Here is an 18,840-nt window from a genome sequence, read left to right on the forward strand (position 1 = left end):
TTTGTACACGCTGATCGTTCCCACGCTCCGCGTGGGAATGCATCCCGTGACGCTCCGCGTCACCCTTGCGTAGGGGCTGGATGTTGCGCTAGCGCATTTTCAGAATCTTGAGGCCCAGATGCTGGTCATCGCCTACCGCCTTGGTCCACACCACCTCGGTATTCGCCTCAAGACCCCTGAGCGCGGCGTGCTCTGAATCAATGCGCACGGTCAGCAGGTCGCCCACCGTGAACTGGCGAGGTGCCTGCACCTGCATGCCAGAACTGGAGAGGTCCACGCAGGTACCGGCAATCTCCTGCCCGGCATGGATCAAAGACACATCGGCATCTATTCGCATGCGGATGAAATCGCGTTTTTCGGCGTAGTCGCGCTCGTGTTCGCTCACAGCATCCATCCTTACTTTGCGTTGTGGTTGTGAGGGTTCTTATAACTCCCGGTGATTTGCGGTGTAAAGACGCCCGGCGACCATCGGCATGAGCTTGAAACCCCTCACGGATGGGAGTACCGTCTGCGCCTTAGAAGGGCACCTCTGCTTTACCGTTGTGCATGGGCCAAATCCCAATGCTTTGTAGGACAGAGAGGCTAGAAAGCGAATCCAGTACGTGAGCCCGGCCATTGCCGAGCCGCCTACGCCAACCTAATTCTGGCGCCGTTTGCCCACATGCAAAAAACCAGTGCCACGCTGCTGATAATCGATGACGACGAAGTAGTGCGCGCGAGCCTCGCGGCCTACTTGGAAGACAGTGGCTTCAGCGTCCTGCAGGCCAGTAATGGCCAACAGGGTCTCCAGGTATTCGAGCGCGACAAGCCCGACCTTGTGATCTGCGACCTGCGCATGCCCCAGATGGGCGGCCTGGAGCTGATTCGCCAGGTGACCGACCTTGCCCCGCAAACGCCGGTGATTGTCGTGTCCGGTGCCGGTGTCATGAACGATGCCGTTGAAGCCTTGCGCCTGGGCGCCGCCGATTACCTGATCAAACCCCTGGAAGACCTGGCCGTGCTGGAGCACTCGGTGCGCCGCGCCCTGGACCGTGCACGCCTGCTCGTGGAAAACCAGCGCTACCGCGAAAAGCTCGAGACCGCCAACCGCGAACTCGAAGCCAGCCTGAACCTGCTGCAGGAAGACCAGAACGCCGGTCGCCAGGTGCAGATGAACATGCTGCCGGTCAGCCCCTGGACCACCGACGAATTCAAGTTCGCCCACCAGATCATCCCGTCGTTGTACCTCTCGGGTGATTTTGTCGACTATTTCCGCGTCGATGAGCGGCGCGTAGCGTTCTACCTGGCCGACGTTTCCGGCCACGGCGCGTCTTCAGCGTTTGTTACCGTGTTGTTGAAGTTCATGACCACACGGCTGTTGTTCGAGTCCAAGCGCAATGGCACCTTGCCGGAGTTCACCCCCTCCGAGGTGCTGGGCCACATCAACCGAGGCCTGATCAGCTGCAAGCTGGGCAAGCACGTGACGATGGTCGGCGGCGTGATCGACGAAGAAACCGGTCTTTTGACCTACAGTATTGGCGGTCACCTGCCGATGCCTGTTTTGTACACTCCTGACAGTGTGCGCTACCTGGAAGGGCGTGGCCTGCCCGTAGGCTTGTTTAACGAAGCCACCTACGAAGACCACATCCTGGAACTGCCACCGACCTTCAGCCTGACGCTGATGTCCGACGGTATTCTGGACCTTCTTCCAGAGCCTACACTCAAAGAGAAAGAAGCCGCCTTGCCCCAAAAGGTCAAGTCGGCGGGCGGCAGCCTGGATGGCCTGCGGCAGGTTTTTGGATTGGCCACGCTAGGGGAGATGCCGGATGATATCGCCCTATTGGTGTTGAGCAGGAATCTTTGATGAGTACCGGAAGAATCCAATTCGCCGAGCAAGACGGGACCTTCGTCCTGAAGTTTGTCGGTGAAGTGCGCCTGACCTTGTGTTCGGCCCTGGATGCGACGATCGAGCGGATCTTCACAGCGCTGAACTTTTCGGCGATCGTGATCGACCTGACCGAAACGCGCAGCATCGATAGCACCACCCTGGGCCTGTTGGCCAAGTTGTCCATTCTGTCGCGGCAGAAGGTCGGCCTGTTGCCGACCGTGGTCACCACCCATGAAGACATCACCCGTCTGTTGCAGTCCATGGGCTTTGATCAGGTGTTCAACATCGTTGATCGCCCGATCCCCTGCCCGGAATGCCTCACCGACCTGCCGTCCCAGGACCAGTCCGAGGAAGTGGTGCGGGTCAAGGTGCTGGAAGCGCATAAAATCCTGATGGGCTTGAATGAGTCCAACCGCGAAGCCTTCCACGACCTCGTCAACGCCCTCGAGCGGCACTGACAGCTCCCCTGTTGAAACACATTCCCCTGTGGGAGCTGGCTTGCCTGCGATTGCGCCGTGTCAGTCGATGAAGTGTTGGCTGGCCCACCGCTATCGCAGGCAAGCCAGCTCCCACATCGGACGGCGGTGACACCGAGGCAAAAAAAGGGCGACACCCTCACAGGTGCCGCCCTTTTTGCCGCGATCTGCCTTTACAGCTTGGCCGACAACAACGCCTCCAGCTTCTCCTGGTCCCGCGCAAACTGACGAATCCCCTCGGCCAGCTTCTCAGTCGCCATCGCGTCCTCGTTGGACTCCCAACGGAACTGCGCTTCAGTCATGTGCACCCGCGCCTCACCGGCGTGGCCGGGCGCCAATTTGCGCTCCAGCTTGCCTTCATCGGCTGCCAGTTTCTCCAGCAGGTCCGGGCTGATGGTCAGGCGATCACACCCGGCCAGCTCTTCGATCTGGCTGAGGTTACGGAAGCTCGCACCCATCACCACGGTCTTGTAGCCGTTAGCCTTGTAGTAGTTGTAGATGCGCGTCACCGACTGCACGCCCGGGTCATCGGAACCGGTGTAGTCGTTGCCGTTGGCCTTCTTGTACCAGTCGTAGATACGGCCCACGAACGGCGAAATCAGAAACACACCCGCTTCAGCACAAGCCACGGCCTGGGCAAACGAGAACAGCAGGGTCAGGTTGGTCTGGATGCCTTCTTTTTCCAGCTTCTCGGCGGCGCGGATGCCTTCCCAGGTGGAGGCGATCTTGATCAGCACGCGGTCCCGGCCAACGCCGGCTTTGTCGTACAGGTCGATCAGACGGTGCGCACGCTTGAGAATCGCGGCCTCGTCGAACGACAGGCGCGCATCCACCTCAGTGGAAATACGGCCCGGCACTACTTTAAGAATCTCTTGGCCCACCGCCACCGCAAAGCGGTCACTGGCCAGGCCCACATCGCCGTTGCAATCCTGCACACACTCATCCAGCAGCTTGGCATAGCCAGGAATCGACGCAGCCTTGAGCAGCAGGGAAGGGTTGGTGGTCGCGTCTTGCGGCTTGAGCTTGGCGAGCGTGGAGAAATCGCCGGTATCGGCTACGACGGTGGTGAATTGCTTGAGTTGTTCCAGCTTGGAAGTCATGGGCGTGCTCTGTCCTGTGGGTCTAGTGACATTACCCGAGCGCTGGCAGGCGCTCAAGGGCGCAAATGCGTTAGGTCGTTTGCGAGGGCAATAACCTGGAAACAGCCGTTTGAATCATCGGCCGTGGTGCTCATTTGGAGGGCAAAATCGATGGCAGGTTCAACCCAACTGCCCGATAACCACGTCATTGCCCTTGAGCCTGCTCCCAATACTGTAGGAGCGAGCTTGCTCGCGAAAAACCTCAACGATAACGCGCGCTTCCTGAATAAACGCGGCGCCTATGGGTTTCTCGCGAGCAAGCTCGCTCCTGCACGCGGGCGAGGGGCAGCCGCCTAGAAGCTGTAGCGGGCAGTCAGCTTGAAATTGCGTGGGTCGCCGTAGATGTCGTAAGGCTCATAGGCGCCATTGGCGACGCTGGAGTAGTACTTGCGGTCAAACAGGTTGTTTACGTTCAACTGCAGATCCAGATGCTCGTTGGCCTTGTACCCCGCTACCAGGCCGGCGATCGTGTACGAGCCCTGGCGGTTTTTCCATGCACTGGTGCCGCTGCCCCCCGAGGTGCGGATCTGGCTCTGCTGGTAGAGGTCACCGCCAATGCGCCAGCGGTTCAGGTCACCGGACAGGTTGTAGATGGTGGACACCTTAAACAGTTGGCGCGGCAGTCGGCGGTTGAAATCCTGTCCTTCCCTGGAGGTATCGGTATCGGTGACATATTTGGTCTGGGTGTAGGTGTACCCGCCGGCCAGTTGCCAGTTTTCGGTCAGGGCGCCCTGAACTTCCAGGTCAATGCCTCGACTGCGCACCAGGCCGGAAGCCTCGTAGCATGAGCTTACAGGGGTTGTACCGCAGCCTTTGACATCAGGCATTTCCTGGGCACGATTGTTCTGATCGATCTGGAAGATGGCTGCACTGGCGTTCAGCGCACCATCAAAGTATTCGCCCTTGATGCCCACCTCGTAGTTTTCACCCTTGATCGGCTTCACCACTTGCCCTCCGAGACCTTTTTCGGTCTGCGGCTTGAAGATATCGGTGTAGCTCACGTAGACCGAGTGGTTGGCATCCAGGTCGTAGACCAGGCCGGCATAACGGGTCAGGTTGCGCGTGACCTTGTAGTTGCTTTCGGGGGTTTCCCGGCTTTCGAATTCGTACCAGTCCAGGCGGCCGCCGAGAATCAACGACAACGGCTCGGTCAAGCGCAAGCGGGTGCTGGTATAGAAGCTGTCCTGTGTGGTGGTCTCGGGACGCAGGGTGCGCCCCTTGGTGATCTCCGGCTTGGTATGACCCCGTGGATCCCAGCCGAAGAGGTCGACGTTACTGTCGATGAAACGCTCCCACAGTTTGCCGGTACGGTAGTCCAGCTGGCGCTTGCTGGCACCCACGGTGAAGTCATGTTCCATACCCAGTAGCTGGAAGGGGCCGCTGAGGGCCAGATCGTAGCCTTTTTCCTTCTGCTCCATGGCTTGCGTCCACAGGTAGTGGCGGTTGTATCCCCAGATGGAAGAGGCCAGCACGTCCGTGTTGGTCGTCGCCTGCATGGCGGCCATGCGCAGTTTCCAGTCATTGGCGAAGCCATGTTCCAGGGTCGCGAAATAACCTGTGGTGCGGTTGTCCATGTATTCATAGTCATGGCCCAGGAAGGTGTCGCGCGGCAATCCCAGATGGCCACCACCTCGGGCCATAGGCAGCCCACCCCAGACGTAGTTGGTGTAGTCCTTCTGCCGGTAGGCACCCACCGTCAGGGTGGTGGTATCGGTCAGGTCGGCGTCGACTACGCCGTAGTACAAGTCGGCGTCACTCTCGACCGCTTCGCGAAAACTTTTCGAGTCCTGCTTTGAGAGTACGGTGCGGGCGCGCAAGGTGCCGCTGTCGTTTAGCGGGCCGCCGACGTCCAGGGTGCTGCTGTAATCGTCCCAGCTACCGGCACTGCCGGTGAGCGTGGCCTGGAATTTACGGGTCGGGCGCTTGCGTATCAAGTTGATGGCGCCCGCGGGGCTGCCGGCGCCCTGAGCCAGGCCGGTGGCGCCGCGAACGATTTCGACGCGGTCATACATTGCCAGGTTGGCTTCGCTGCTGGGTATATAGGTGAGGAAACTGGTGGGGAAACCGTCGTACAAAATGGTATCGACGTCGAAGCCACGCGCGCTGAACGTGGGCCGCCCGGCGCCGCCGGAGGTATTGAGGAACACACCCGGCGCACTTTCGGCGACATCGCTGAGGGTGGTCATGGCCTTGTCGTCCATGCGCTTGCGCGTGACCACGCTGACCGACTGCGGCGTTTCACGCAAGGTGAGTGGCAGCTTGGTGGCAGTCTGCATGGCCCCCGTCGTGTAGGAACCGCTGCCCTCGGTCGTCTCGCCCAAGTGCTGAGCGGTGATCGAGGTCTCACCCAACTGCAAGGCACCGCCTGATTCAGCTGCCTTCTCCAGCGTCACGCTACCCTCAGCGGTAGGCCGCCACGTCAAGCCGCTGCCGCTCAACACTTCAGCCAGTGCGGCCTGCGGTTCTTTGGAGCCGACTACGCCAGGGCTGTTCTTGCCCGACACCAAAGAGCCATCAACGATCACCCGTAAACCGCTCTGAGCGGCCAGGCGATTCAGCGCGCTTGCCAAGGGCTGTGGTGCGATATTGAACTGATGAGGGTCGGCAGCCGCCAGATCGGACATCAGTACACACAGCATGGTAAGCGGCGCTACAGACAAAGATTTCACGCGCGAAACTTTATACAGCGGACGGTACATCGGTGCCTCCCCTAAATACGAAAAATTATCGTTCTAGGTAGTGAGACGGACGAAACACCAATAACCGTAAAAGATAATTGTAATATTCTGGGTGACCGCTAGAGACGGCTGCTCGTGCAGTGCTCGAATTTCATAACGACCGTGCGCAGCGAGCAGCACTGCCCCAATCAACGCCCCTCCAGCAATTCCCCCGCCTGATCCAACAACGCCAACGGATCACTCGCCTTATGAATATCCACCGACAACAACTGCCGAAACTTACGCGCCCCTGGAAAACCGGTCCCCAGCCCCAGAACATGGCGCGTAATGTGATGCATCGCGCCACCTGTCGCCAAGTGCTCGGCTATATACGGGCGCAACTGCGCCAGCGCCTCGGCGCGGGTGATGACAGGCGCGGTGCTGCCAAACAGCTGCTGATCCACCTCCGCCAGCAAATACGGATTGTGATAAGCCTCCCGCCCCAACATCACCCCATCAAACGTCTGCAAATGCTCCTGGCACTGCTCCAACGTCTTGATCCCACCGTTCAGATTAATCTCCAACCCCGGAAAGTCCCGCTTCAACTGCGCCGCCACGTCATAACGCAACGGCGGAATGTCCCGGTTCTCTTTGGGCGACAACCCCTCCAGAATCGCAATTCGCGCATGCACGGTAAAACTGGTGCAACCGGCGTCCTTTACCGTCCCGACGAAATCACACAGCTCGGCATAACTGTCCCGGCCATTGATGCCGATACGATGCTTCACCGTCACCGGGATCGACACCGCATCGCGCATCGCCTTCACACAGTCCGCCACCAGGGCAGGGTGCGCCATCAGGATCGCGCCGATCATGTTGTTCTGCACCCGGTCGCTGGGGCAGCCGACGTTCAGGTTCACTTCGTCGTAACCCGCGGCCTCGGCCATGCGGGCGCAGGCGGCCAGATCGGCGGGGACACTGCCGCCCAGTTGCAGCGCTAGCGGGTGCTCGGCTTCGTTGTGGCGTAGGAAGCGGTCGTGGTCGCCGTGGAGGATCGCGCCGGTGGTGACCATCTCGGTGTAGAGCAGGGCGTGCTTGGAGAGCAGGCGCAGGAAGAACCGGCAGTGGCGGTCGGTCCAATCCATCATGGGGGCGACGGAGAAGCGGCGGGAGAGTGGGACGGTTTGTAGGGGCATGGGGGAATCTGAGTTGGCGAGGCGAATGGGGCGCAGTTTATCAGGAACGGATCTCGGGTGCCGGAGAGGCAAGTTTTGCGCGCATTACCACTTCGAGCGAGGACGTTGCCGCGTGTGGAATACGCCAAGGATCTGCAGTCGATCGTCCAGCACTCTATACGGGATCAGATAGGATACGGGATCAGATAGGACCAATTGGGAACTGCCCATTCGCGGGTATGTTTCACCCGACCTTCGCGGCCCATTGAAGGAAACTGAGCCAGCCTGTCGACACTGGCGAAAATGGCATCCGAGAAGTCGTCAGCGGCTTTTGGATTTTCGAGAGCGATATAGTTCGCTTCGTCTTCCAGGTTTTTGAGTGCTTTTTCAAGCCACTCAACCCGCATTCCTGCTCCAGCGCCTAGCGCGCATGGCTGCCACTTGGTCATCAGTGGCGAATTTGCCTTCGTCGGCTTCCTTTACTGCCAGCTCGATTTGGGCGGTCAGCGTTTTTTCGTGCTCGATATAGTCGCGAAGAACGTCCATCGCCAGGTAGCTTGCTGTCTGGCCGTTGGTTTTGGCCAGGTCGGCGAGAGAGTTGGATAGGTCTTCCGGCAAGTTTAGGGATATCCCAGTCATGGCGGCCTCGATGGTGGACGGTTGTGGGGCATCTTACACCGTGAAGCGTCGGGTTGAAGCAGCAGGCCGTCGCGAGGTGTGTCTGGGAGTGAGTCGTTTGCTTTTCCTTTGCCAACTCAAAACCCGATATCGTGGCGGATAAATAAATCTGTTCCCCTTCTGTGCGATCACGCACATCAGCCGCGACGATCTGCTCGCGGCTTTGCGCATTCCACCCCAATTGATGGCATAGTGCCGCAGAACGCAGGTGGTTTTGGGTTGTTGCGAGAGGCTGCCCAGGTCCGGACGGAGAACGAGCTTGAGCCGCTGCAGGTGCGTCTGGCCGAAGTAAACGAGTGGCTAGGTGAAGAGGTAGTGCGCTTTGCACCATTCGAACCAGACTGAAGCCTCCATAAAAACAACGAAGCCGCCCGAAAAGGCGGCTTGCATCACCATCGATTGGTGAAAAGTATCAGGCTTTGACTAAGCGGAGATTTGGCTTTCGCTTCGGGACGGAAACAGGCGAAGCCCCATAGTCTCCACTTATGGCTATAGGTGCCATGCTGAAGAGGATTGGTATCAAGTCATCCACAGACACATTCAGCTCTTTTGCGATTCCAGTGAGGGAGCGCCCAGTATCCCTAGCAAGGCCGAGAACCTTCTGAAGCACCTGAGAGGTTTCTCTCTGAGACGGTTCAGGCTCTTGAGTCCGAGCCCCCATAGTGGACAGCTCAATACACATGCTTCTGTAAACCCATTCTGACAGCACGCCAGTTTTGTGAAGGCGATAGGCCAAGGCCATAGCTGAAACGTTCCAGATCTTCTTTGCGCGGATAACGTCCTTAACTGAACTAACGCTCCAGCCGTGGGCCAAGATGCTCTGATAAGGCATCAGGAAGGCGGACGCGAAAGCGTTGGCTTCACTCTCAATCTCTTTCCCTTTGTTTGTGCCATGTCGGTGCAACACTAAATGACCAAGCTCATGGGCTGCGTCAAACCGGCTCGCTTCTGCAGACTTTTGCGTATTCAGAAAAACGAAAGGTGTTATTCCCTTCCGCCAACATGAAAATGCATTGACCTGATTGGTTTCTTCAGCAAGTGAGAAGACTCTGACTCCTTTTAACTCAAGCAAATGGACCAGGTTTTTTATGGGGAGCTGCCCAAGGCCCCACTCTACCCGCACGGCCTCTGCTGCAGCTTCTGGATCCATCCCCGAGCAGTCAGGAACTAAAGGGGCAGGTAGATGGTACTTCGAATCGATCCAGTCACTGAGCATGTACGCGATACCGCCCGCTGCAAGAGCTGCATCACGCTGACCGGCGGTCATTCGTGAAAATGATCTGAAGCTCGCATTCTCCTCGGTAGGGGCTTCCGGATCACGACCAGAAAAAAACGGAATCGGAAAACCTAAAGCCTGTGCGATGCAGGCCAAGCTTTCCTCAGTTGGCAACTGGTCACCGTTTTCGTAGAGAGAAATCGTTTTACTGCTGAGCAATGTTGCATCCGCAAGCGATTTCTTCGTCCATCCTCGGCGTTGACGAGCTAGTACTAAACGGGCCGGATTGAAATCGCTTATGTCGTTCATGTTCTCGGTGTTACAGGAATATCGATAGATGGGCCTGCATCTGATCCACCGAAATCATCGGGGGCGTTCAGGTTCAGGGGCGGCATGATAAAGCGCGGTAGCCATCCGTCAACCTTACCGTTTTCGGCCATGTTGATCGGCCTCGAAAGCTCGTAGTGTACGACTTGGTTTTCTAGGTCAACGTAGAACAGGAGCATCCAGAAAATCTGCTCTGCCGAGGAGTCCAAAGGGAGTCGCTGCCTGTCGCTTCGTTCCACCGGGAACATGTCCATCTGACGAACGTTGTAGTGAACGCTACGGCTGGTCCTATTGCCCCGCTTGTTGCGTGTCAAGGGGTCAGCATGCGGATTTCCAGTGTTCTCGTCGCCACAGCAAACAGTCACGGCATGCTTGTTGTCCGGGGAGATAATGCGAGGCTGGTTACTCGGGTCCGTTGGTTTCCACCCTTTTGGAAGGGTCAGGGCGCGAAGGGCCTCTGTCCCATAGATCCAAGCAAGCGTGCCACCAGAACCCTTTGGCTGGAGCGGACCTGCGTTAGAGGTCACACGGTAAAACTGAAGGGCTACGGTACGTAAGTCTTCAGCGGTAATCCCCAGTAGGCGCTCTACAGCCTGTTCGGGCGGTAGGCTTTCAATCTGGTTCAGAAAATCATTGGCCATTAGTGAAACTCTTCTTGTCGGGTTCCGCTTTTTATACATCATTTGATGTTAAAAAAAAAGAACTGTGTAAGGGGGTTCAGTACGCCAGTGGGGAGCGCACAAGGACCATCCGGCGCGCGCTATTGTCTCCCGATTCAACCGTTGTCATTCCGGTAGTGGTTGTGGTGGAGGGGGCAGTCAGCGAACAAGCGACGGCAGAGGGATCTACACCTGGCGCGCGCCGTCGTCCCCCCACCTCGCCTGCGGGCTAAATGGATCGTTTTTTCTGCGCCCCTGCGGACCACTCCCAGCGGCTCAGGCTGGGCGCTTGCTTGGTGTTTTGGGAGGGGTGAGAACCTGCGGAACCCTGGGAGGGTAGCGGAGTAACTGAAGGGTTTGGTGATGTTTATATGCGTTTTCAGGAAAGGCGTCGGAAAAAAGTAATTAGGAAATGTGGCGTTGGGCACTTGCCTGGGAGCCCTGGATTCATTTGGGGGTAATGAATTACTTGGGTAGGTTATTCTTAGTAACTCTTCAAGTAATTATTTATCAAGGTATTGATTTTAAAGGGCGTTATTGATTTGGCATATTGTCTTTAGTAGAAGTAATTATATAACCTATTTATTGCTTGGATACTACCTTTCCGCTTTGCTCTCAAAGCCCCATAAATAAAGGGCAATGGCCGATTCAGCGGGTGAAATTGCTTGTCTTACCTTTTTTCGCCGCCAAACCCAAAAAAACGCAATCGCTATACACGCGGCGCCTGCGCGCGCCTCTCTATGGACTCATTACGATCATGCGCGGATGCACTGCCGCACATGTCTGCCACCGAGGTGATGCGATTGGAGCGACAAGCAACAGCTACATAGAGAGGTCTATTCTTTGCCCGCTGTTTGGGACGTTGAGCGTAATCGTATAGATATTGTTGAGTTGGTGCTGGGCCGTCCTCAATGAGCATTTTTCGCGCGCATCCATTCGCCCGCATCAGCAGCATTTATTCTCCGGGTGTCGGCTCTGCTGTCAGCGGATCACCAAGGTTGCCACTATTTGAATGCACCATCTCGTCCAGCTCCAGCAGGTACCCCACAATACGATGAGCCGGAATGAAGTTCATCACGCCTGTAGATTTCACGGCCAGGGTAAGCATTCCTGCGAACATCCATTGTTCTTCTATAACCGCTATTACAGGCGAGCCACTGAAGCCTCTCAGCGAATTGGGATAGCCGTCTACAAGCTTAAGGGAAACCATCTCCTCCAGGTTTGGGCTTGCTAGCGTGCCTACCAGATAGGAGAGAGCAGCACTTATACGCTTTTCGGAGTAGTCGTACTCTCGATGGTCCTCGCTGTATCCGAACACGTAGAAGATCTTTGCGTCTTGATAATATTGTGGGGCGATCGTGAACTCTGTGCACACCCAATGCACCCCTTGCTTGATAAGAAGATTACGTTGAAACGGCGCGACACGTCGGATCAATATGTCGAAGTGTGGCTCGTACTCGGGACGGAAAACGGCCTCAAGGTCGAAGATCAGCGAGTAAGAGGTGTCTCGGATGAGAATTGTAAAGTCATCACTTTTTGCCTTCTGGCTATCCAGTACGTGCTGGGCAGAGACCACGAATAGCTGTTCGTTATGTTCCAGGATGAACGCAGTACCTACCCCATGATATGGATGGTCTTCGTCCGGATAATGAAGAACCACAGGATGTACTTGACCATTCAGCTGTCGCCAAACCTGTTTAATTTCTAGCCAAATTGGGTCATCCCTCACTGAGCCTCCTGTGCATTCTGGTCCGCGTACCGCTTGCCGCGTCGAGCAAACCAGGTTATTCAGTGGATCAAGAAAGAGGTTAATCGATGAGCTGGAATAGGCTGCCATCATCTTTCAAAGGTCGAAAAAACCCCTTGATACAACTGATTTTACGTACACAAATCTGTATGTGAGTTTTTTGTCTAAAGCTGGTTCCAGGATAAAGCTCTTCACCCTCGTCGAAAGGCGATCGAACAGTCTCATATTCGGGCAGATCAAGCTGGGCGCGGGCCGCGTGCATATTCTGGAACACAGCGCAGTCTAAGTGACGCTTCAACAAGTCTAGATCTCCTTCGAAGCCAGGTTTGTTCACCGGGAGGGAGTTTCCGGTAGCGCTTGCAGTTGCACTTAGAACTTCGAAAGCCCCCTGAAGCTCATTCAAGGCGCCTTCCTCTGTCAGATTGAAGCAAAGCCCAAGGTCAATGACTGCTCCAATTACATAAGGATGCTTGATCGATCCTCTCCCGCGCTTGTTGTAGCGTTTGATGCTTTGGGCATAGCTCAGCGCACGCTCTGGGCTATTTTCCCAAAAGTATATGCCCTGTCCGAGCCAGTCGTAGTCATTCGTGCTTGGTTTTAGTAGCTCGCCGTCAAGTACTGACTCCGCAACTGCACGGTCACATCCATGAAAGCCCAAAACGAATGAAGGTAGGTGTTGGTACATTTTATCGATACGCGGCTGTCAGTTCACCCGAGTTAGTGTACACACCCGTCTTCTTTCCAAATACCTTGGCTTCCTCCGGATCCTTTGCAATGAGTTGAGCCAGCTGCTTCATAAGTTGAGCAGACTCATAATGTGAGTTATGCGTCCGCGCTGCAGCAGCCGGTTTGGCAGCAGCCGGTTTAGCCACAACCTTCGGCTTGGCAGCAGCCGGCTTAGCTGCAACCTTTGGTTTGGCAGCACCTGGTTTAGCCGCAGCTTTCGGTTTGGGTGCAGCGGCAGGCCGCCCGACCTGTGCCTTCGCATCAGCTTTCGGGGCTTTTGCTTCATGGGCTTTCACGGCTGCAACCTTAGGTTTTTTGGCCATTTGACCTCCTTCAGAGGTTAGCGTCTTGGTATTGATCTTATAGTCAGGCAGATCAAATGTCAGCCACATTGACGTTTCGCAGTATTTAGGGATGCAAAGGGAATCGTAGGAATCGCTTACGTTCAGACGAACCACGGCTGATTTGGATCATTAACTGCTTGATGCAAATAGAAATTAGCCATAGTGGCTTGGTCGGTTGCAAGAATTAATTGGTACGCTACAAATATAGGGCTTCTGGAGGCCTTGATTTCAGAGGCTCTAGTATTTAGCAGTTCCAATCCATCATCGGGACGACTTACCGACGGTGGAGTGATTTCGGGAACAGGTTAAATCGTCTAGGAAATTTCCCACGCTTTTCTCGGCTTGCCCCTAAGACCACCCCTAGCTAACCTCCTCAAGCCGCTGCCAATCCAGCGGTCGGATGTGGAAGTCCGTACCAAGCTAAGACGCAATCGTCACAAACACCTACCGGCGTTTTTTTACGTCTGTATCATGTGTTTCGGCGGCTGTGCGCGGGGCACTTCGGTGCGCCGGGTCCTTAGCCCTGGTCTTCCACACCTGCGTACAGCTGCCACCTCTCATGTGGAAGTGAGACTGGTAGTTCCTGAATAGTTAAGGAGCTTCGCCATGTACAAGGTCACACCTAATCCGCCTTATGCTTCAAACGCTGCATCCTCTGATCCTAAGCTTCAAGCCGCAGCCCAACGAGCAATCCATCATCACTTGCCCCCATCCGACGACGCTGCACCCGCCGAACGCCCAAGCAACAACCTATTCCTGGTAAACCCAACCATCGACCCCGAAACCCTCCTGGCCAATGCCGCCGAAAACCTCGCATCCGCCAACGAAATGGCCGCCACCTTGGCGTTCGATCTCGACGACTCCCAACGCGCCATCGCCCTGGGCATCCAGCAGTTAATCGAGTTGAGCTCGCTGCTCGTTGACCGAGCCCAGGAGCAGGTTGCGCCTGTAGCTGCCCCAGTCAAAGCCTGACAACCAACCCTGCCGCCTTACCCAAGGCGGCAACCTGAACTCATGCTGTCACCCAGCAAAGTTTCATAATTCCCTGCGCCGTTGAGGTCTACGATTCCCTGCAAGAGAAGACCCCAGCGCCTCCAGCCCACAGGGAACTGAAACCATGATCTCGAACCTCGTCAAAGTCGTGATGATCACCGGCACGTTGGTGTTAAGCGCTTGTTCATTTTCATCGAGCGTGACCAACAGCGACCCGTGCTTTTCAGGCGGGTGCCAGGCGTTTGGTGACCATAGCCCCAACAAAGCCACGAAGATGAATTTTGGTGGCAGTGGGCTGGGCAGTAGTTATGGGGAGTATGGTTCGGGGCTGTTGCATGATGATTGATGGGGTGGGGGGCAAGCACTAATACCTGTCAGTTAAGCGTCATCGCCTTCTGTAGGAGCGAGCTTGCTCGCGAAAAACGTCAACGATAACGCGGGCTTCCTGAAGAAACGCGGCGTTTGTGAGTTTTTCGCGAGCAAGCTCGCTCCTACAAGAAGCCCTCCTAGAGTTTGATCCAGTAGGGCGTTAGTGGCCGCCTTTCATGCGCCGGGCGATCAGGTAGAGGCCCAGGCCCAGCAACGCTGTGACGGCGCCGATGTAGCCGGTGCTGGTCCAGCCGAGGCCGGCAGTGATGGCCATACCGCCAAACCACGGCCCCAGCGCATTCGCCAGGTTGAACGCCGCATGGTTCGACGCCGCCGCCAAGCTCGGCGCTTCGTGTGCGATGTCCATCAACCGAATCTGCAACGGCGCCGCCAATGCGACCATGGTGCCCACCAACCCCATGCTCAGCAGCACGCCCCACAGCGACGCCGCGGCGAAGGGGAAGAACAGCAGCACGGCCATCGACCACACCAATATCAAACCCACCGCCCGAAACTGCATGCGGTCAAACAACTTGCCGCCGGCAATGTTGCCGATGATGCCGCCCACGCCAAAGGCGGCGAGGCCGAAGGGAATCCACTGGGGCGAGACTTTGGTCACTTCCAGCATGGTCGGCGCCAGGTAGCTGAATACGCAGAACATCCCGGCAAAGCCAATTGCGCCGATGGACAGGGCCATCCACACCTGGGGTTTGGTGAAGGCGCGCAGTTCTTTGCGTGGGTCACTGCGTTGTTCGTCGTGGCGGTGGGGTACGAATTGCCAGACCAGGGCGATGGTGAGCAGGGCGATTACGCTGACCAGAGCGAAGGCCGAGCGCCAGCCCAGGTGTTGGCCGAGGAAGGTGGCGATGGGGTTGCCCAGCAGCATGGCCAGGGTCAGGCCCATCATCACTCGGGCCACGGCGCCGGCGCGTTTGTCGGTGGGTACCATGCTGGAGGCAACCACGGCGGCGATGCCGAAGTAGGCGCCGTGGGGCAGGCCGCTGATAAAGCGGAAGGCCACCAGCGAGCCGAAGGTGGGGGTGAAGGCGGTGGCGAAGTTGCCCAGGGCGTACAGGCCCATCAGCAACAGCAGCATGTGTTTGCGCAGCAGCTTGGCGCCGAGGATGGCCAGCAGCGGGGCGCCGACCATGACGCCCAGGGCGTAGGCGCTGATGGCGTGGCCCACCTGGGGTTCGCTCAGGCCCAGGTTCTGGGCGATGTCGGGCATCAGGCCCATGATGGCGAATTCGCCGGTGCCGATCGCGAAGGCGCCCACGGCCATGGCTGCTTCCATTTTGGCGGCGCTGCGCGCGGGCAGTACGTGCCCGGGTGTTTGCTGGATAGTCATGGGTAACTCTGTGTGGAGGGTGTACACGAAGGACGTCGCCGATGCTACGCAAGCCGCGACGAAGGTGTCTAGAACCGCCATTTTCGGCAGAGTTCCACGCCTGTGACCGCAGGTCGCGGCTGCCAGGCTTGACAGAGGCGCATTAAAACCCGCGATTTAGGCCTGTCAATTGGCCAAACGGCGCATAAACGCTGTTTAGCGTGATATTCTGCGCGCCGTCTTGGGCTAGTCTTTCCCTGGTGCGTACACCCGTATACGTCCCAGCGGTTGGCTTTCGCCCAGGTAGCTGAAGCCAATAATGATAAGAAGTCAGCGCAGAAGGGACATAACAGTGAGGTCGATCCATCGGCCTTGTGTGCCCACCCTGCAGCCTTTATGTGACTGTGCAGACCCCGCGGTACGTTGCCTGACGTAGCGTGAACGAGGGTTACCCATGATCAGGGGCGGTAGGGCGGATGGCGTTTTATCATAGGTGCTACTGATGTTTAAAAAAGTAAACACTGCCCTGCTGGGGCTGGCTTTGTCGATGGGGATCACGTCCGTTCACGCGGAAGAGGCAAAGAAAGTCGATGTGCTGCTGATCGGCGGCGGCATCATGAGTGCAACCCTGGGTGTCTGGCTCAATGAGCTGGAACCGGACTGGTCGATGGAGATGGTCGAGCGCCTCGATGGCGTGGCCGAAGAAAGCTCCAACGGCTGGAACAACGCCGGTACCGGTCACTCGGCCCTGGCTGAGCTGAACTACACCCCAGAAGACAAGAACGGCAACGTTGAGATCCCAAAAGCGGTCGAGATCAACGAAGCGTTCCAAATCTCCCGTCAGTTCTGGTCCTGGCAGGTTCAGCAGGGCGTGTTGAAGAACCCGCGTTCGTTCATCAACTCCACTCCGCACATGAGCTTTGTGTGGGGCGATGACAACATCAAGTTCCTGAAAAAACGCTACGAAGCCCTGAAGGCCAGCCCGCTGTTCGCTGGCATGCAGTACTCCGAAGACCCGGCGCAAATCGCCAAGTGGGTTCCGTTGATGATGGAAGGGCGTGACCCCAACCAGAAAATCGCGGCCACCTGGAGCCCGATCGGTACCGACGTGAACTTCGGCGAGATCACCCGCCAGTTCGTCGCTCACCTGCAAACCACGCCGAAGTTTGACTTGAAGCTGTCGAGCGAAGTGCAGGACATCACCAAGAACGCCGACGGTTCGTGGCGTGTGAGCTACAAAAACCTCAAAGACGGCACCAAGACTGAAACCGACGCCAAGTTCGTGTTCATCGGCGCCGGCGGCGGTGCCCTGCACTTGCTGCAGAAGTCGGGCATTCCTGAAGGCAAGGAATACGCAGGCTTCCCAGTCGGTGGTTCGTTCCTGGTGACCGAGAACCCGACCATCGCTGAGCAGCACCTGGCCAAGGCCTACGGCAAGGCTTCGGTAGGTTCGCCACCGATGTCGGTTCCGCACCTGGACACCCGCGTGCTGGATGGCAAGCGCGTGATTCTGTTTGGCCCATTCGCGACCTTCTCCACCAAGTTCCTGAAGGAAGGCTCGTACCTGGACCTGCTGACCAGCACCACCACCCACAACATCTGGCCAATGACCAAAGTTGGTATTCGTGAATACCCACTGGTCGAGTACCTCGCCGGCCAACTGATGCTGTCCGATGACGACCGCTTCAAGGCACTGCAAGAGTACTTCCCGAACGCCAAGCAGTCCGACTGGCGCCTGTGGCAAGCCGGCCAGCGTGTGCAGATCATCAAGCGTGACGAAGAGCAAGGCGGCGTGCTGAAGCTGGGTACCGAAGTGGTCAGCTCTGCCGACAACACCATCGCCGGCCTGCTGGGTGCATCGCCAGGCGCGTCCACCGCGGCTCCGATCATGCTGACCGTGCTGCAAAAGGTGTTCAAGGACAAAGTAGCCAGCCCGGCCTGGCAGGAAAAACTGCACCAGATCGTGCCAAGCTACGGCACCAAGCTGAACGACAGCCCTGAAGCGGTTGCCAAGGAATGGGCCTACACCGCCGGTATCCTGCAACTGACCCCGCCACCTGCGATCCCGCAGCTGGCTGCTCCACAGGCCACCGAGGCTGCCAAGCCTGCGGCTGAGCCAAGCAAGCCGGTTTCTGACCTGGCGCTGTAAGCCACACCCACGAAAAAGCCCGCTGAACCGGCGACGGTCAGCGGGCTTTTTTGTGGGCGGTGTTCAGACTCTGAAATACCTGACTTGCTCGTACAGGTGCAGTGCCAGTGCATTAGCGGTATCGCACAGCAGGTACAGATGCTGCGCGGGGAGGGCTGGCAGCTCCGTCATTTGCCTCAGCCCTTCGCCCATGCGGCTTTCCTCCATCAGGCCCACGGCCACGCCGCTGCGCACGCATGCCTCTACCGCCGATGAGTTGGGGCTTTCCAGCAGTACGCGATGGTAAACCCCGTGATCTTTCAGCGCCTGTAACGCTGCCGCTCGATAAGGGCAACCCGCGATGGGCACGGTAACGGGCAATGGCACATTCGGCGGTGAGCTGAAACCCTCGGCCGCCACCCACAGCGGTTGCACGGGCCCCAGGCGTTCACCTTGGGCCAGGGGGAGTGGGCTGACGGTGAGCGTCAGGTCCAGCTGGTTGGCGATAAATAAACCCAGCAATTGCCCGCTGGTGCGCGCTTCGATTTCCAGTTCCAGCAGGGGGTTGTCAGCGATCAGTCGCGGCACAAACTCCTGTATGAAGGCGGGCGCATAGGTATCTGGCACGCCCAGGCGGATTTTGCCTTGCATGCGTTGGGGCATCAGTGAGATCAGCAAACGGTCATGGCTTTTCAGAAACTCGGTGGTTTCCCCCAGCAGTTTCTGGCCATACAGGGTCAATTCCACGCCCTGGTTGCTGCGGCTGAACAGACGCTGGCCGACCTGATCCTCCAGCTTCTGGATCTGCGTGGTCACGGTGGAGGCGCTGCGGTGCACATGCTCGGCCGCCTCGTTGAAGCGCCGAAAGCGTGCCACCGCATGGAAGGTGCGCAACAGTTCGATGTTCAGTTGTTTGGCCATGATTCTATTTTTTCGGATTGGTTGTTCCGGTTATTCAAATATACAGAAGCGGGCGCCGCCCTTAGCCTTTAACTCGATCACAGCGACGGGA

Annotated in this window: 17 protein-coding genes and 2 pseudogenes; 6 read left to right on the forward strand and 13 right to left on the reverse strand. The window is 57.3% G+C overall.

What is annotated here, in order from left to right:
• Positions 1–88: 88 nt before the first annotated feature.
• Positions 89–385: a PilZ domain-containing protein gene (locus tag ACWHXD_RS09015; protein ID WP_138762166.1), complete on the reverse strand. Its 297-nt coding sequence runs from the start codon at positions 383–385 to the stop codon at positions 89–91.
• 276 nt (positions 386–661) lie between these two features.
• On the opposite strand from ACWHXD_RS09015, the gene rssB reads away from it, so the two are divergent.
• On the forward strand, positions 662–1,843 hold the full coding sequence (gene rssB, locus ACWHXD_RS09020; protein ID WP_073523319.1) for a two-component system response regulator RssB: 1,182 nt from the start codon (positions 662–664) through the stop codon (positions 1,841–1,843).
• Positions 1,843–2,325 carry an anti-sigma factor antagonist RssC gene (gene rssC, locus ACWHXD_RS09025; protein WP_003172602.1) on the forward strand — a complete coding sequence of 161 codons (483 nt, stop codon included), beginning with the start codon at positions 1,843–1,845 and terminating at the stop codon, positions 2,323–2,325. The genes rssB and rssC overlap by 1 nt, the downstream gene beginning before the upstream one ends.
• Before the next feature lie 191 nt (positions 2,326–2,516).
• On the opposite strand, the gene tal is transcribed toward rssC, so the two are convergent.
• The 5 genes and pseudogenes from tal to ACWHXD_RS09050 all read right to left on the reverse strand — a co-directional run bounded on the left by tal (position 2,517) and on the right by ACWHXD_RS09050 (position 7,953).
• On the reverse strand, positions 2,517–3,443 hold the full coding sequence (gene tal / locus ACWHXD_RS09030) for a transaldolase (protein ID WP_019818234.1): 927 nt from the start codon (positions 3,441–3,443) through the stop codon (positions 2,517–2,519).
• A gap of 332 nt (positions 3,444–3,775) precedes the next feature.
• Complete coding sequence (locus ACWHXD_RS09035; RefSeq protein WP_032892824.1) at positions 3,776–6,181, reverse strand: TonB-dependent siderophore receptor; 2,406 nt, start codon at positions 6,179–6,181, stop codon at positions 3,776–3,778.
• 167 nt (positions 6,182–6,348) lie between these two features.
• Positions 6,349–7,335 (reverse strand): tRNA dihydrouridine(20/20a) synthase DusA, encoded by a 987-nt coding sequence (dusA, locus tag ACWHXD_RS09040; protein WP_138762164.1) that lies wholly within the window; start codon positions 7,333–7,335, stop codon positions 6,349–6,351.
• A gap of 84 nt (positions 7,336–7,419) precedes the next feature.
• Positions 7,420–7,721, reverse strand: a pseudogene (locus ACWHXD_RS09045) (type II toxin-antitoxin system RelE/ParE family toxin).
• On the reverse strand, positions 7,711–7,953 hold the full coding sequence (locus tag ACWHXD_RS09050; RefSeq protein ID WP_032902648.1) for a CopG family ribbon-helix-helix protein: 243 nt from the start codon (positions 7,951–7,953) through the stop codon (positions 7,711–7,713). Before ACWHXD_RS09050 ends, ACWHXD_RS09045 begins: the two are co-directional and overlap by 11 nt.
• A gap of 157 nt (positions 7,954–8,110) precedes the next feature.
• Here ACWHXD_RS09050 and ACWHXD_RS09055 point away from each other — a divergent pair.
• A pseudogene (locus ACWHXD_RS09055) lies at positions 8,111–8,337 on the forward strand (phage portal protein); the annotation flags it as partial.
• Between the two features lie 67 nt (positions 8,338–8,404).
• Here the strand turns inward: ACWHXD_RS09055 and ACWHXD_RS09060 are convergent.
• The 5 genes from ACWHXD_RS09060 to ACWHXD_RS09080 all read right to left on the reverse strand — a co-directional run bounded on the left by ACWHXD_RS09060 (position 8,405) and on the right by ACWHXD_RS09080 (position 12,990).
• On the reverse strand, positions 8,405–9,517 hold the full coding sequence (locus ACWHXD_RS09060) for a helix-turn-helix domain-containing protein (protein WP_138762163.1): 1,113 nt from the start codon (positions 9,515–9,517) through the stop codon (positions 8,405–8,407).
• A complete protein-coding gene (locus ACWHXD_RS09065; RefSeq protein WP_138762162.1) occupies positions 9,514–10,176 on the reverse strand; it encodes a hypothetical protein in 663 nt (220 codons plus the stop codon). Before ACWHXD_RS09065 ends, ACWHXD_RS09060 begins: the two co-directional genes overlap by 4 nt.
• 973 nt (positions 10,177–11,149) lie before the next feature.
• On the reverse strand, positions 11,150–11,923 hold the full coding sequence (locus tag ACWHXD_RS09070; RefSeq protein WP_238344556.1) for a hypothetical protein: 774 nt from the start codon (positions 11,921–11,923) through the stop codon (positions 11,150–11,152).
• 79 nt (positions 11,924–12,002) lie between these two features.
• Entirely contained in the window at positions 12,003–12,626 is a 624-nt protein-coding gene (locus ACWHXD_RS09075) for a hypothetical protein (RefSeq protein WP_138762161.1), read from the reverse strand.
• 1 nt (position 12,627) lies between these two features.
• A complete protein-coding gene (locus tag ACWHXD_RS09080) occupies positions 12,628–12,990 on the reverse strand; it encodes a hypothetical protein (RefSeq protein ID WP_499083848.1) in 363 nt (120 codons plus the stop codon).
• Positions 12,991–13,617: 627 nt separating this feature from the next.
• On the opposite strand from ACWHXD_RS09080, the gene ACWHXD_RS09085 reads away from it, so the two are divergent.
• Both ACWHXD_RS09085 and ACWHXD_RS09090 read left to right on the forward strand, forming a co-directional pair.
• Positions 13,618–13,983 (forward strand): DUF6124 family protein, encoded by a 366-nt coding sequence (locus ACWHXD_RS09085; protein ID WP_138762160.1) that lies wholly within the window; start codon positions 13,618–13,620, stop codon positions 13,981–13,983.
• Positions 13,984–14,128: 145 nt separating this feature from the next.
• Entirely contained in the window at positions 14,129–14,350 is a 222-nt protein-coding gene (locus ACWHXD_RS09090; protein WP_138762159.1) for a hypothetical protein, read from the forward strand.
• 183 nt (positions 14,351–14,533) lie between these two features.
• Here ACWHXD_RS09090 and ACWHXD_RS09095 read toward each other — a convergent pair whose 3' ends face one another.
• On the reverse strand, positions 14,534–15,721 hold the full coding sequence (locus tag ACWHXD_RS09095; RefSeq protein ID WP_138762158.1) for an MFS transporter: 1,188 nt from the start codon (positions 15,719–15,721) through the stop codon (positions 14,534–14,536).
• A 481-nt stretch (positions 15,722–16,202) separates the two neighbouring features.
• On the opposite strand from ACWHXD_RS09095, the gene mqo reads away from it, so the two are divergent.
• On the forward strand, positions 16,203–17,849 hold the full coding sequence (gene mqo, locus ACWHXD_RS09100) for a malate dehydrogenase (quinone) (protein ID WP_034135222.1): 1,647 nt from the start codon (positions 16,203–16,205) through the stop codon (positions 17,847–17,849).
• Positions 17,850–17,912: 63 nt separating this feature from the next.
• On the opposite strand, the gene ACWHXD_RS09105 is transcribed toward mqo, so the two are convergent.
• Positions 17,913–18,749, reverse strand: coding sequence for a LysR family transcriptional regulator (locus tag ACWHXD_RS09105; protein WP_138762157.1), 837 nt, complete (start codon positions 18,747–18,749; stop codon positions 17,913–17,915).
• Positions 18,750–18,840: the final 91 nt, after the last annotated feature.

This window comes from Pseudomonas fjordensis, from assembly GCF_976987115.1.